At 67.2% G+C, this 14,229-nt stretch carries 13 protein-coding genes; 7 read left to right on the top strand and 6 right to left on the bottom strand.

Annotated features, from left to right (window positions below; translation table 11 throughout):
- Positions 1-50 precede the first annotated feature (50 nt).
- Both DMB37_RS23495 and DMB37_RS23490 read right to left on the bottom strand, forming a co-directional pair.
- Positions 51-380: a hypothetical protein gene (locus tag DMB37_RS23495; protein ID WP_135234541.1), complete on the bottom strand. Its 330-nt coding sequence runs from the start codon at positions 378-380 to the stop codon at positions 51-53.
- Positions 380-1,594, bottom strand: a complete 1,215-nt coding sequence (locus DMB37_RS23490; protein WP_135234540.1) for a Rieske 2Fe-2S domain-containing protein — start codon at positions 1,592-1,594, stop codon at positions 380-382. Before DMB37_RS23490 ends, DMB37_RS23495 begins: the two co-directional genes overlap by 1 nt.
- 198 nt (positions 1,595-1,792) lie before the next feature.
- Between DMB37_RS23490 and hsaA the strand changes: the two genes are divergently transcribed.
- From hsaA to DMB37_RS23465, 5 genes are all read left to right on the top strand, one after another.
- A complete protein-coding gene (hsaA, locus tag DMB37_RS23485) occupies positions 1,793-2,956 on the top strand; it encodes a 3-hydroxy-9,10-secoandrosta-1,3,5(10)-triene-9,17-dione monooxygenase oxygenase subunit (protein WP_107653887.1) in 1,164 nt (387 codons plus the stop codon).
- 248 nt (positions 2,957-3,204) lie between these two features.
- Positions 3,205-4,083 carry a 4,5:9,10-diseco-3-hydroxy-5,9,17-trioxoandrosta-1(10),2-diene-4-oate hydrolase gene (gene hsaD, locus DMB37_RS23480; RefSeq protein ID WP_135234539.1) on the top strand — a complete coding sequence of 293 codons (879 nt, stop codon included), beginning with the start codon at positions 3,205-3,207 and terminating at the stop codon, positions 4,081-4,083.
- A complete protein-coding gene (gene hsaC, locus DMB37_RS23475; protein ID WP_135234538.1) occupies positions 4,083-4,988 on the top strand; it encodes an iron-dependent extradiol dioxygenase HsaC in 906 nt (301 codons plus the stop codon). The genes hsaD and hsaC overlap by 1 nt, the downstream gene beginning before the upstream one ends.
- Before the next feature lie 20 nt (positions 4,989-5,008).
- Positions 5,009-5,575: a 3-hydroxy-9,10-secoandrosta-1,3,5(10)-triene-9,17-dione monooxygenase reductase subunit gene (hsaB, locus tag DMB37_RS23470; RefSeq protein WP_135234537.1), complete on the top strand. Its 567-nt coding sequence runs from the start codon at positions 5,009-5,011 to the stop codon at positions 5,573-5,575.
- Positions 5,576-5,729: 154 nt separating this feature from the next.
- On the top strand, positions 5,730-7,058 hold the full coding sequence (locus DMB37_RS23465; RefSeq protein WP_240771633.1) for an NAD(P)/FAD-dependent oxidoreductase: 1,329 nt from the start codon (positions 5,730-5,732) through the stop codon (positions 7,056-7,058).
- 41 nt (positions 7,059-7,099) lie between these two features.
- Here the strand turns inward: DMB37_RS23465 and dmpG are convergent, their stop codons facing one another.
- The 4 genes from dmpG to DMB37_RS23445 are packed head-to-tail and all read right to left on the bottom strand — an operon-like array spanning position 7,100 to position 11,535.
- Positions 7,100-8,137, bottom strand: a complete 1,038-nt coding sequence (dmpG, locus tag DMB37_RS23460; RefSeq protein ID WP_135234536.1) for a 4-hydroxy-2-oxovalerate aldolase — start codon at positions 8,135-8,137, stop codon at positions 7,100-7,102.
- Positions 8,138-8,149: 12 nt separating this feature from the next.
- Positions 8,150-9,094: an acetaldehyde dehydrogenase (acetylating) gene (locus DMB37_RS23455; RefSeq protein WP_135234535.1), complete on the bottom strand. Its 945-nt coding sequence runs from the start codon at positions 9,092-9,094 to the stop codon at positions 8,150-8,152.
- A 10-nt stretch (positions 9,095-9,104) separates the two neighbouring features.
- Entirely contained in the window at positions 9,105-9,890 is a 786-nt protein-coding gene (locus tag DMB37_RS23450; RefSeq protein WP_135234534.1) for a 2-keto-4-pentenoate hydratase, read from the bottom strand.
- Between the two features lies 1 nt (position 9,891).
- Positions 9,892-11,535 (bottom strand): FAD-binding protein, encoded by a 1,644-nt coding sequence (locus tag DMB37_RS23445; protein WP_240771632.1) that lies wholly within the window; start codon positions 11,533-11,535, stop codon positions 9,892-9,894.
- 113 nt (positions 11,536-11,648) lie between these two features.
- Here DMB37_RS23445 and kstD point away from each other — a divergent pair, with 113 nt between their 5' ends.
- Together kstD and DMB37_RS23435 are read left to right on the top strand one after the other, a co-directional pair.
- Positions 11,649-13,355: a 3-oxosteroid 1-dehydrogenase gene (gene kstD / locus DMB37_RS23440; RefSeq protein WP_135234533.1), complete on the top strand. Its 1,707-nt coding sequence runs from the start codon at positions 11,649-11,651 to the stop codon at positions 13,353-13,355.
- The gene (locus tag DMB37_RS23435) at positions 13,355-14,221 is read left to right on the top strand and encodes a MaoC family dehydratase (protein ID WP_135234532.1); all 867 of its coding nucleotides are present in this window, start codon (positions 13,355-13,357) and stop codon (positions 14,219-14,221) included. The genes kstD and DMB37_RS23435 overlap by 1 nt, the downstream gene beginning before the upstream one ends.
- Positions 14,222-14,229: the final 8 nt, after the last annotated feature.

The following is a 14,229-nucleotide window of genomic DNA, read 5'->3' as shown; positions in this document are numbered from 1 at the left end:
ACACGTCGGTGCCGTCGGACGCGGCGTGCCCGCCCGCTCGAAATCTGCGACTAGTCGGGAACCGGGACGACACCCTCGTCCACAGCCCACTTGATCGTCTTCTCCAGCTGCGGGCACGAGTCCGGCCGACCCGGACCGTGCCCCTTCTCGCTGAGCTCCGCGAACACCGGGCAGTGCGTCTGCGGCGGCTCGGTCCACTGCACCGAGGTCTGGTGCGAGCTGCTCTTGCGCACCAGCACCTGACTCTGGCAGGCCTGACACCGCAGCGGTGTCAGGCCCTGCTCCAGATACCGTTCCTTGTCGACCACGGTCTGGGCGCGCACTTCGGCCTGCCGCGCAGGCTGGTCGGCAAAGTCGGGTGCTTTCGCCCAGGTAGCCATCAGACTCCGGCCTCCGCTTGGTCGGTGGCGGCCTCGTCGGCCTCCCGCTTGCGCCGCAGGTTCTCGGCGACCTCGGCCTCCCACACCTCGTTGGCCTTGGTGGTGTCCACCTCGAACTCGAAGCGCTGGGTCATCTTCTCGGTGACGTCGGCGAGGTCGACGTAGAACTGGTCGTACCAGCGACGCAGCTGATAGACCGGGCCGTCTTCTTCACACAGCAGCGGGTTCTCGACTTTGGACTTGTGCTTCCAGATCTCGACGTCCTGCAGGAAGCCGACGCTGATGCCCTCGGTCATCTTCGCGGCCAGCTTGTCCGCCATCTCGCCGTCGACGCCCTGCGGCTTCTCCAAGGTGATGCCCCACTGCAGCACGAAGGAGTCCTGGGTCACCGGGTAGTGGCAGTTGATCAGGACGCTCTTGACCTCGTGGCCGCTGTAGATGTTGACCAGCGGATTGATCATGTAGGACGGCCCGAAGTAGGACGCCTCCGAGCTCAGCGTGGTGTCGCCGCCGTACTTGGACGCCATCCCGATATCCGGCCTGCCCTTGGTCTCCAGGAACTGGGTGGCGATATGCCCCTCGAAGACGTTCTTGAAGTAGGTCGGGAAGGCGAAGTGGATGTAGAAGAAGTGCGCCATGTCGACCACGTTGTCGATGATCTCGCGGCAGTTCGCGCCCTCGATCAGCATGGAGTTCCAGGTCCAGTCGGTCCAGCCGCTGTCGAGCTGCTCGCTCGGGTTGCCGTCCGCGTCGGTGTAAGGCCCCTTGATGTGCGGAATGGTCACTTCGGGCGGGGGCTGACTGCCCTCGACGTCGTGCCAGACGAACAGCTGACCGTTGCGCTCGAGCGTGGTCCACTTCCGGGTACGCGCCAGCGGCGGCACCCGCCGGCCATAGGGAATCGCGGTGCATTTACCGCTCGTGCCGGACCAGCGCCAGTCGTGGAACGGGCAGGCGATGTCGTCACCCTTGACCTCACCCATACTGAGATCGCCACCCATGTGCCTGCAGTAGGCGTCGAGTACGCGCAGCTCGTCGTTGCTATCGGCCCAGATCACGAGTTTGGTGCCGAACACATTCACCGCGTGCGGCTTGCCGTCGCGGAACGACTTGGCCAGACCGAGGCAATGCCATCCCCTCGCATAGCGGGTGGGTACGGTGCCGACGTCTAGCTCCCGGACCTTCGCACCGCTCCCCTGTGGGGTAACTGCCATCGCGAATCCTCCTCCTTCTGTACTAGAACACGTTACAAAAATGTCGCGTTCCACGCCAGCGATTCACGCCACTTCCTGCACATGTCCGTCTATGGCCACGGATAGACACCCGTTCTCGACAGAAATAGGAACCTGTTCTAGTCTCAGAGGCAAATGACTACCGGTTATCCAATTGACCAGGCAGGAGCAGGTCCCGAGATGACGCAAGAAGTGACCGAACGGGTCGACGCGCTGTTGCCGATGCTGCGCGAGCGCGCGCAGGAGGCCGAGGACCTGCGGCGCATCCCCGACGAAACCATGAAGGCCTTGCAGGAGACCGGATTCTTCCGGCTCCTACAGCCCAAGCAGTGGGGCGGCCACGCGGGTGACCCGGTCGTCTTCTACGACACCGTGCGCAAGCTGGCCAGCGCCTGCGGATCTACCGGCTGGGTGGCAGGCATTGTCGGCGTACACAATTGGCACCTGGCGCTGTTCGCGCAGCAGGCCCAGGAAGACGTCTGGGGCGAGGACACCGAGGTGCGGATCTCCTCGTCCTACGCGCCGATGGGCGCGGGCACGGTGGTCGAGGGCGGTTACCTCGTCAACGGCGCCTGGGCCTGGTCCTCGGGTTGCGACCACGCCACCTGGGCGGTGCTCGGCGGTCCGGTGATCAAGGACGGCAAGCCGGTCGACTTCGGCAGCTTCCTCATTCCGCGCGACGACTACCGCATCGACGACGTCTGGAACGTCGTCGGCCTGCGCGGGACCGGGTCCAACACCGTTGCGGTGAAAGACGTTTTCGTGCCGTCGCACCGGTTCCTGAGCTTCCGCAAGATGAGCGAGCAGAAATCACCCGGCCTCGAGCAGAACACCGATCCGGTGTACAAGATGCCGTGGGGCACTATCCATCCCACCACCATCGCGACGCCCATCGTCGGCATGGCCTACGGCGCATACGCGGCGCACGTCGAGCATCAGGGCAAGCGGGTGCGCGCGGCCTACGCGGGCGAGAAGGCGAAGGACGATCCGTTCGCCAAGGTGCGCATCGCGGAGGCGTCCAGCGATATCGACGCGGGCTGGCGTCAGCTTTCGGGCAATGTCGCCGAGGAATACGCATTGCTGGCCGCGGGCAAAGAGATCCCGTTCGACCTGCGGGTGCGGGCCCGGCGCGATCAGGTGCGCGCCACCGGACGGTCGATCGCCGCCATCGACAAGCTGTTCGAGAGCTCCGGCGCCACCGCGTTGGCGAACGGCACACCGCTGCAACGCTTCTGGCGCGACGCCCACGCCGGCCGGGTGCACGCGGCGAACGATCCCGAACGGGCATACCAGATGTACGGCCAGCACGAGTTCGGGCTGCCCGTCACCGACGCGATGGTGTAGGAGCTGCTGTGAGTGAGCGTCAGCGAATGAACCGAAATCACAGCGCCCCGGAGGGCACGGCGGAGCCGAGCGTCAGCGAGGTGGAGCTGTGAGTGAGCGTCAGCGAATGAACCGAAATCTCAGCGCCCCGGAGGGCACGGCGGAGCCGAGCGTCAGCGAGGTGGAGCTGTGAGTGAGCGTCAGCGAATGAACCGAAATCACAGCGCCCCGGAGGGCACGGCGGAGCCGAGCGTCAGCGAGGTGGAGCTGTGACCTCTACGGTGGAGATCACCGCCGAATCGACCTCCCGCTACGCGCAGGTGCGCCCGGATCTGCGGCTGCACTACCACGAGGCGGGTGTCGGCAACGGGCCGACGATCGTGCTGCTGCACGGCGGCGGGCCCGGCGCGTCCTCCTGGTCGAACTTCGGCCGCAATATCCCGGTGCTGGCGCAGAACTTTCACGTGCTCGCCGTGGATCAGCCCGGCTACGGACAGTCGGACAAGCCGACCGAGCATCCGCAGTACTTCGTGCACAGCTCCTCGGCGCTGCACGACCTGCTCGCGCACCTGGAGATCAGCGGTCGGGTGCACCTGCTCGGCAACTCGCTCGGCGGCGGCGCGGCCGTCCGGTTCGCGCTGGACTACCCGGATCGGGCCGGGAAGCTGGTGCTGATGGGTCCGGGCGGATTGAGCACCAACCTGTTCGCGCCCGACCCGACCGAGGGCGTGAAGCTGCTCGGCAAGTTCAACTACCAGCCGACCAGGGAAAACCTGGAGGCGTTCCTGCGGATCATGGTCTTCGACCAGTCGCTGATCACCGACGAGCTGATCGACAAGCGGTTCGCCGCAGCCAGTACGCCGGAGTCGCTCGCCGCGGCGCGGGCGATGGGGAAGTCCTTCGCCAGTGCGGATTTCGAGAAGGGCATGCTCTGGCGCGACGCCTATAAGCTGCGTCAGCCGGTGCTGCTGATCTGGGGGCGGGAAGACCGCGTCAACCCGCTCGACGGCGCACTGGTCGCGACCAAGCTGATCCCGCGCGCACAATTGCATGTGTTCGGCGGCTGCGGACACTGGGCGCAGCTGGAGAAGTTCCACGAATTCAACCGGCTGGCAATTGATTTCCTCGCCGGTTCCAAGGAGAAGTGATGGGAATTCGATCACTGGCGTACCTGCGCATCGAGGCGACCGACATGGCTGCCTGGCGCGAGTACGGGCTCAAGGTGCTCGGCATGATCGAAGGCAAGGGCGGGAATCCGGACGCGCTGTATCTGCGGATGGACGAATTCCCGGCCCGGCTGGTGATCTCGCCCGGCGAGCAGGACCGGCTGCAGATCTCGGGCTGGGAGACCGCCAATGCCCAAGAGCTGCAAGACATCCGGAGTCGGCTGGAAGCCGCGGGCGTGCCCTACAAGGAGGGCACCGCCGCGGAACTGGCCGATCGGCGGGTACACGAACTGATCCGTTTCGACGATCCCTCCGGCAACACCCTGGAGGCGTTTCACGGTGCGGCACTGGAACATCGGCGGGTGGTGAGCCCGTACGGGCATCGCTTCGTCACCGAGGAGCAGGGGCTCGGGCACGTCGTGCTCAGCACCAAGGACGACCAGGCCGCGCTGGAGTTCTACCGGGATGTGCTCGGCTTCCGGCTGCGTGACTCGATGCGGCTGCCGCCACAGATGGTCGGGCGCCCGGCCGACGGTGAACCCGCCTGGCTGCGCTTCTTCGGCTGCAACCCGCGGCATCACTCGCTGGCCTTCCTGCCCATGCCGACCCCGAGCGGCATCGTGCACTTGATGCTCGAGGTGGAGGCGGCCGACGATGTCGGGTTGTGCCTGGATCGCGCGCTGCGCAAGAAGGTGCCCATGTCGGCGACGCTCGGCAGGCATGTCAACGACAAGATGCTCTCCTTCTACATGAAGACGCCGGGCGGGTTCGATGTCGAATTCGGCTGCGAGGGGCTCGAAGTCGACGACAATGATTGGATTGCGCGCGAGTCGACCGCCGTGAGCCTGTGGGGTCACGACTTCAGCATCGGGCAGCGCCGGCAGTGAGTGAGAGGGCGAGCGAAACGATGACCCACCCTGAGATCGATGCGCGGGCCTTCCGTAACGTGCTCGGCCAGTTCTGCACCGGCATCACCGTCATCACCACCTTCGACGATGCCGCGGCGCCGGTCGGTTTCGCCTGCCAGTCTTTCGCCGCCCTCTCCCTCGACCCACCCTTGATCCTGTTCTGCCCCACCAAGACCTCTCGTTCCTGGGCGGCCATCGAGCAATCCGGCCGCTTCTGCGTCAACGTCCTCGCCGAAGAGCAGCGAGAACTCTGCGCCCGCTTCGGTTCCCGCGAACCCGACAAATTCGCGGGCGCCCCCTGGCACACCTCTCCGCTCACCCTCCCCGTCCTCGACGACGCTCTGGCCACCATCGAATGCACGGTGGACAGCGTCGTAGACGGCGGCGACCACTACATAGTCATCGGCCGAGTCCAGGCCCTCACCGAATCCACCACCACCGGCCGCCCCCTCCTCTTCTACCGCGGCCAATACACCGCCATAGAACCCGACAAAACCACCCCCGCCCCCTGGCGCGCCGACCTCGACCACTTCCTCACCACCACCACCCTCGACACCTGGCTGTAGCCATCCCCTACGGGCCTTGCCCTGCGGTGAACCGCAGGTCAGGGCCCGCTGGCGTCCCGCCCACGCTCCCGTATCCGAGTGCGTCTCGACCCGTCCGGTTTCGGATGGGGGGATGGGGGAATCGCGGTGGAGGGGCGATTTGTAGGAGGTGTCTGTGGCTGAGGACAAGAGGGCTGGGCCGGAGCGGGTCGTGATTGTCGGTAGCGGGTTTGCCGGGTTCACCTGTGCCAAGCGGTTGTGCAAGGTGTTGGGGCGGGCGGGGCGGGACGTGGAGGTCCTGCTGGTTACGCCCAACGACTACATGCTGTACACGCCGTTGTTGCCGGATGTGGCCGGCGGGGTGATCGATCCGCGGTTCGTCGCTGTTTCGCTGGCCGACGCGCTGCCGCGGGTGCGGTTGGTGATCGGTAAGGCCGAGACCGTCGATCTGGACAACAAGACGGTCAGGGTGCGCAGTGAGCATCAGCCCGATCGCGAATTGTCCTGGGATCGCCTGGTTCTGACGCCGGGTTCGGTGACGCGGCTGTTCGATGTGCCGGGCGTCGCCGAGCATGCGCACGGACTCAAGACGGTGGCCGAAGCGCTGTATCTGCGCGAGCAGTTGTTGCGGCAACTGGAGTTGGCCGACTTCGAGGATGATCCGGAGATGCGTAAGGCGCGCCGGACCGTGGTGGTCGTCGGCGCTTCCTATGCGGGAACCGAGCTGATCGCGCAGTTGCGGGCGTTGGCCGATGCGTATGCGGCCCGGCGCGGGTTCGATCCGGCCGAGGTTCGCTTCGTCCTGCTGGACACGGCCGAGCGGGTGATGCCGGAGGTCGGCGACCGGCTCAGCGACAAGGTGCTGGGCGTGCTTCGCGAACGGGGCATCGACATTCGGTTGCAGACCTCGCTGAAGGAACTCACGCAACGGCAGGCGGTGCTCACCGACGGGACCGTGGTGCCGACCCACACGGTCGCCTGGGTGACCGGTGTGACCGGCGCACCCATGTTGGAGTCGTTGGGCTTGCCGATGGAACGCGGACGCTTGGTGGTCGACGCGAACCTGACCGTGCCCGGTCATCCCGATGTTTTCGCCGGTGGTGACGCGGCGGCGGTGCCGGATCTCACCAAACCCGGCAAGATCACCCCGCCGACCGCCCAGCATGCCTCCCGGCAGGGTAAGGCGCTGGCCCGGAATGTGGCCGCCAGTCTCGGCATCGGCGGCGCCGCGCCGTACAAGCACCGCGATATGGGTTTGGTGGTCGACCTCGGACCGCACTTCGCGGTGGCGAATCCGTTGGGCGTCAACCTGTCCGGCTTCCCGGCCAAGGCCGTCACACGGGCATATCACACCATCGCCGTGCCACGACCGGTCAACCGCTGGGCGATCACGCTGGGCTATCTGACCAATTCGATTACCCCACGGCCGCTTTCGCTACTGGGGCTGGTGAGTCCCGAGGAAGCGAGCTTCGACAGCAGCGAAGGGATCCCGGCCCGGCGATAGGTAGCGGGCCGCGAACGGTATCCGTTCGCGGCCCGACCTACTCAGACGGAGACTGCCGCCTGCTCCCGCTGCAATTCCAGGGCGATGTCGATGAGCTGATCTTCCTGCCCGCCGACGAGTTTGCGCTTACCCGCGCGGACCAGCATCTCGGCGGCGGACACGCCGTACCGTTCGGCCTGCCGCTCTGCATGCTTGAGGAAGCTGGAGTAGACCCCCGCGTAACCCATCATCAGCGACGACCGGTCGAGCAGGCACTCCTGCGGCATCGCGGGACGGACCACGTCCTCGGCGGCATCGGCGATGGCGTAGAAGTCGATGCCCGTGGTGATGTCGAGCTTGTCGCAGACACCGACCAAAGCCTCGACCGGCGTATTGCCCGCACCCGCACCGAACCGGCGTGCGCTGCCGTCGATTTGGGTGGCCCCGGCACGGATGGCGTAGACGGAGTTGGCGACCGCCAGGTCGAGGTTTTCGTGACCGTGGAAGCCGACCTGGGCATCGGCGCCCAGCTCGGCGACGAGGGCGGCGACCCGATCGGTGACCTGGTCCAGCACGAGCGCACCGGCCGAGTCGACGACATAGACGCACTGGCAGCCCGCATCGGCCATGATCCGAGCCTGCTTGGCCAGCACCTCCGGCGGCTGCGAGTGCGACATCATCAGGAAGCCAACGGTTTCCAGCCCGAGTTCGCGGGCCAGGCCGAAGTGCTGGATGGAGACGTCGGCCTCGGTGCAGTGGGTGGCGATGCGGCAGATCGAGGCGCCGTTGTCCTGGGAGATCTTGATGTCTTCCTTGACGCCGACACCCGGCAGCATCAGCACCGCGATCTTGGCCTGGGTCGCCGTCTCCGCGGCGATCTTGATCAGTTCCTGCTCAGGGGTTTTGGAGAAGCCGTAGTTGAACGACGACCCGCCGAGGCCGTCACCGTGGGTGACCTCGATGACCGGCACCTTCGCGCCGTCGAGGGCGGCGACGATATCGCGGACCTCGGTGGCGGTGAACTGGTGGCGCTTGTGATGGGATCCGTCGCGCAACGAGGTGTCGGTGACGCGGATGTCGAGTTCTGCTGAGTAAGCCATGTTGTCGCTCCCTTACACCCGTGCCGCTGTGTCTGTTTGGTCGCCTCGCTGGGCTCCGCTCCGGATTTGCCCGGCGATGACCTCGCCGACTTGCGTTGCGGCAGCGGTCATGATGTCGAGGTTGCCCGCGTACGGCGGCAGGAAGTCGCCCGCCCCTTCGACCTCGACGAACACCGAAACCTTCGCCATCCCACCGGCGATCACCGACGGCGGGTCGAACTGCGGGTCGTTGAGCAGGCGATAGCCGGGCACGTACTGCTGGATGTCGGCCACCATCCGGTGGATGGAGTCGGTGATCGCCGCGGTGTCGGCGTCCTCGGGGATCGCACAGAAGATGGTGTCGCGCATGATCATCGGCGGCTCGGCCGGGTTCAGGATGATGATCGCCTTGCCACGCTGCGCACCGCCGATGGTTTCGACGCCGCGGCTGGTGGTCTTGGTGAACTCGTCGATGTTCGCCCTGGTACCGGGGCCGGCCGAGACCGAGGACACCGAGGCGACGATCTCCGCGTAAGCGACCGGCACCACCCGGGATACGGCGGCCACGATCGGGATGGTGGCCTGCCCACCGCAGGTGATCATGTTGACGTTCGGCGCATCGAGATTCGCGCCGAGGTTGACCGGCGGCACCACGGCGGGGCCGACGGCGGCGGGCGTGAGGTCGACCGCGCGGATGCCCGCTTCGGCGTACTTCGGCGCGGCCGCACGATGCACGTACGCCGAGGTCGCCTCGAAAACCAGTTCGGGCAACTCGGATTGGGCCAGCAGCCAGTCCACCCCTTCGGCGGAGGTCTCCAGCCCGAGCCCGCGGGCGCGCTTCAAACCCTCACTGTCGGGGTCGATCCCGATCATCCACCTGGGCTCGATACTCGCCGAGCGCAGCAGTTTGTAGAGCAGATCGGTACTGATATTGCCGGACCCGACGATCGCGGCGGTGACGGTCCCGTTGTCGGACACCACATGCCTCCTAGATGAATTGCAAACGGACAGAACCGAGCCCGGCGAACTCGGCATGGAACGCGTCGCCCGGACGGGCGTCGATGGCGCGGGTGCACGAGCCGGGCAGCACGATGTCGCCCGCCTTCAGCCGCACGCCGAAACTCGCGACCTTGCGGGCCAGCCAAGCCACCGCGATCACCGGATCGCCGAGCACGGCGTCGCTGCGCCCCTCGGCAACCACCTCGCCGTTGCGGGTGAGCACCGCGTCGATCGCCTTGATGTCGATGTCCTTCGGCGCCACCCGCTCCGGGCCGAGCACGAAGCCGGCGGAGGACGCGTTGTCGGAGATGGTGTCGGTCAGCCCGATCTTCCAGTCCTTGATCCGCGAGTCGATCAGCTCGATGGCGGGGGCGAAAGCGACTGTCGCGGCGAGCACGTCGTCCTCGGTGCAGTCCGCGCCGGGTAGGTCGGCGCCGAGCACGAAGCCGACTTCCACCTCGACACGGGGAAACAGATAGCGACCCGCCTCGACCGGGACGTCCTCGTAGACCTCCATTTCCGCGAGCAGATGCCCGTAATCGGGTTCGTCCACGCCCATCATCTGCTGCATGGCCTTGGATGACAGGCCGACCTTGTGCCCGACCACCCTGGCGCCGCTGTCGAGCCTGCGCCGGATATTGATCAGCTGGATCTCGTAGGCATCGACCACATCGATGTCCGGATACCGGGCCACCAGCGGATCGATCGCCACCCGATCCCGTTCGGCGAGCTCGAGCTCGTCGGCCAATTCGATTCGTACCGCGTCGGACAGCACGCTAGTTTCCTTCCACTTTTGCTTGATCGAGCGCCCCGAGCTGTTCGGACAGCACCGGCACCGTGCCCGCCGCGGCCCGACCGGCCCGGCGGCCGGAGAAGATGCAGTCCGACAGCGAGAGCCCGCTGACGTAGGACTCCGAGCAGATACCGACGGCCGTCCTGCCTGCGGCGAACAGCCCCGGAATGTCGCTCCCAGCAGTCGATTTCACCGCGCCGGTATCCTCGTCCACCACCACGCCGCCGAGGGTGAGCATCGGGCACGGGTTGGCCAGGCTCGGTCTGATGCCGACATCCAACAGCCAGAACGGCCCGGTATGCAGCAGTCTGGTGAACTCGGCCGGCTTGCCGACCGGGTCCGGCGTGCCGTGCTCGATCGCGGCGTTGTGCGCGTCCACCGTCGCCCGCAGCCCGGCCACGTCGATGCCGGCCCGTGCCGCGACGGCTTCGAGGGTGGCGCCGCGAATCGCGGAGCGCCGCATCGCCTCGAACTGGCCGCGCTGGAACCAGGCGCCCTGTTTGCCGATCTGGTCGATCGCGGTGCGCATCAGCTCGTCGTCGGCGAGCAGCCAGCCCTTGCCGCCGTGCTCGGTGATCAGCGCGTGCCCGACGGCCGCGCCGTACCTGGTCTCGTCGATGACCCGGCGGCCCGCCGCGTCGACCAGCACCGCGCCGGTAAACGCGCTGGGCGGCAACAGGAAACGCCACGCGGAGACATTGCCCATCCGGTCGGTGACCGCACCGGCCCGCTGCGCGAGCAGGATGCCGCTGCCGTCGTCGCCGGTGGTGCCGAGCGCGAGGCCGCCGCGATAGTCCGGCGCGTATTCGCGCAGCATCGCGCGGTTGGCGATGAAGCCGCCGGCGCTCAACACCACCCCGCGGCGGGATAGTACGCGAATTGTCTTGCCGTACTGGCGATCCAGCCGAACGAGGCGCTTCTCCAGCGCGGCGCGCAGCGGCGGATAGTAGATGCCGGGTTTGGCGGCGACCTTCGCCAAGCGGGTGTATCTATCTCGGACCCGGCCCGGTGCGTCGCGCAGCGTCCGGCACTCGACACCGATCACCGTGCCCGTCTCGTCGGTGATGAGTTCGGTTGCCTGCGTGAGCGTTTCGACCCATACGCCGAGCCGGGAAGCTGCGGCCGCGAGCGGGCCGGTCAGCTGCTTGCCGGAGGTACCCTTGCCCTTGACCCGATGCCCTCGCTGCGCCGCCGGAATATCCCGGAACGCACCGGAGATCTCGCTGCCCGAGTAGTACAGGTAGTAGCTGTCGTTCGGGTACGACGTCTTGTACGGGCACAGCGACGCCTCGAACGGAACGCCATGGCCCTTCAGCCACTCGATCATCGCCGGGCTGCCGTCCACGAAACGGCGCAGCGTCGCGGGCGACACCGCGCCGCCGACCTCGCGCTCCAGATACGCGAGCATCGCCTCGGGCGTATCCGCGACGCCGGCCTCCTGCTGCACCGACGTCCCGCCACCGGCGTAGATGATGCCGCCAGACAGCGCCGATGCCCCGCCACCGGCGAACCGCTCCAACGCGAGCACCTGCGCGCCGTCGGCCGCCGCTTCCAGCGCGGCGGCGGCACCGGCCGCGCCGAAACCGACAACGACCACGTCGGCGACCAGGTCCCAATCGAACCCCATGTAGTTCACTCCGGTCTGAAACTGAAACGAGTTTCTCGGTAGATGAGAAGCCGAGTAAGTCTTCTGCCACACAACATAGACCAATGGCCGCATCATTCTATAACGTGTTCTACATGATTGATCGGGAATACGATGTGGTGGTGGTCGGCAGCGGCGCTGCGGGCATGACCGCCGCCCTCACCGCCGCCCATCACGGGCTCAGCGTGGTGCTCATCGAGAAGGCCGCGCACTACGGCGGGTCCACCGCCCGCTCCGGCGGTGGTGTCTGGATCCCCGGCAACAAGGCGCTGCGCGCCTCCGGCCGACCGGACGACCGCGAGGCAGCGCGCACCTACCTGCACAGCATCATCGGCGACGTGGTGCCCAAGGACCGGATCGATACCTACATCGACCGGGGTGCGGAAGCCTTCGACTTCGTGCTCGACCACACCCCGCTGAAGATGAAATGGGTGCCGGGCTACTCCGACTACTACCCCGAGGCGCCCGGCGGTCTCGGCGCGGGCCGTTCCTGCGAGCCCACCCCGTTCAACGCCAAGGTGCTCGGCGCGGAGCTGGCCAACCTGGAGCCGCCGTACGCCAAGGCGCCGCTGAACGTGGTGGTCATGCAGGCCGATTTCGTCCGGCTCAACCTGATCCGCAGGCACCCGAAGGGCATCATGCGCGCGCTGCGGGTCGGGGCGCGCACCTACTGGGCCAAGCTCACCGGCAAACACATCCTCGGCATGGGCCAGGCGATCATCGCCGCGATGCGCAAGGGGCTGCTCGACGCGAATGTGCCGGTCCTGCTGAACACTGCGCTGACCGGCCTGGTGGTGCAGAACGGCGTGGTCACCGGGGTCGAGGCGGAGCACGAGGGCGAGCAGGTCACCTTCACGGCACGCTACGGCGTGGTGCTTGGCAGCGGCGGTTTCGAGCACAACGCCGAGCTGCGCACCAAGTACCAGCGCCAGCCCATCACCACCGAGTGGACCACCGGCGCGGCCGCCAATACCGGCGACGGCATCTTGGCGGGCATGGCAGCGGGCGGCGACGTCGGCTTCATGGAGGACGCCTGGTGGGGACCGACGGTGTTCAAGGGCGGGCGGCCGTGGTTCGCGCTGGCCGAGCGCAACCTGCCGGGCACCATCATGGTCAACGCCGAGGGCAAGCGGTTCGGCAACGAGTCCGCGCCCTACGTCGAGGCCGTGCACACCATGTACGGCGGCGAGTACGGCCAGGGCGAGGGACCGGGCGCCAACATTCCGGCCTGGCTGGTCTTCGACCAGCGCTACCGCAACCGCTACATCTTCGCCGGATTGCAGCCGGGCCAGCGCTTTCCCAAGCGCTGGATGGAGAACGACAACATCGTGCAGACCGACACCCTGGACGAGCTGGCCGACAAGATCGGCGTCCCGGCGGCCAACCTCGCCGCCACCGTCGCCAGGTTCAACACCTTCGCCGAGACCGGCAAGGACGCGGACTTCGGCCGCGGCGACAGCCATTACGACCGGTACTACGGCGATCCGACGGTGAAGCCGAACCCGTGCCTGGCCGCGCTGGTGCAAGGCCCGTTCTATGCCGCGAAGATCGTGCCCGGCGATCTCGGCACCAAGGGCGGTCTGGTCGCCGACACGGCGGGCCGGGTGCTGCGCGAGGACGGCAGCCCGATCGAGGGCCTGTACGCCTCGGGCAACTGCTCTACCCCGGTGATGGGTCACACCTACGCGGGCCCCGGCGCCACCATCGGACCCGCGCTCACCTTCGGATACCTGGCCGTGCTCGATATCGTCGAGAAGAAGGCCGCGCAGCCGACCCGCCCGCTGCCGAGCAAGGAGTCCTGATGCCGATCGATCCGAAAATCGCACTCTGGGCCGAACTTCCGAGCCGCGAGTTCTCCTGGACGCCCTCCGACGTCCAGCTGTACCAGCTGGGACTCGGTGCGGGCACGCGCTGGACCGAGCCCGCCGAGCTGCGGTACCTCGACGACCGCATACCCCAGGTGCTACCGACGTTCGCGACCGTGGCGCCGACCCTGCACGAGACCGAGCCGCCGCGAGTCAGCTTCCCCGGCATCGACATCGACCTGGCGAAGGTGGTGCACGGCCATCAGGAGGTCGAGGTGCACCGCCCGATTCCCGCCGCGGGTAAGGCCACGAGCACCGGCCGGATCAGCGAGCTGTGGGACAAGGGCTCCGCGGCGGTGGTGGTCCAGGAGCAGACCGTCACCGGTTCCGACGGCGCACCGCTGTGGACCGCGCGTTCCTCGATCTTCGCCCGTGGCGAGGGCGGCTTCGGCGGTGAGCGCGGACCGAGCACCAAAACCGAACTGCCGGATCGGGCCCCGGATTTCGACGTGACCACGCCGACCCTGCCGCAGCAGGCGCTGCTCTACCGCATGTGCGGCGACCGCAATCCGCTGCACTCGGATCCCGAATTCGCCCGCGCCGCCGGGTTTCCCGCACCCATCCTGCACGGGCTGTGCACGTACGGCATCGTCTGCAAGACGGCTACCGACACGGTGCTCGGCTCGGATGCGAGCCGGGTCACCGGTTTCCGTGCTCGCTTCGCCGGTGTGCTCTACCCGGGCGAGACGATCCGGACCCGGATCTGGCGGCAGGACGACGAATTGACCATCGCCGCAACGGTGGTCGAACGCGCGGACGCTCCGGTGCTCGGCGACGTCACCCTACGGTTCAGCGCCGCCTGACGCTCCTT

It is taken from the genome of Nocardia sp. CS682 (assembly GCF_004634405.1).
Taxonomy (GTDB): domain Bacteria; phylum Actinomycetota; class Actinomycetes; order Mycobacteriales; family Mycobacteriaceae; genus Nocardia; species Nocardia ninae.
The sequence above is the reverse complement of the archived record's forward strand: the minus strand, read 5'-3'. Positions and strand labels throughout refer to the sequence as shown.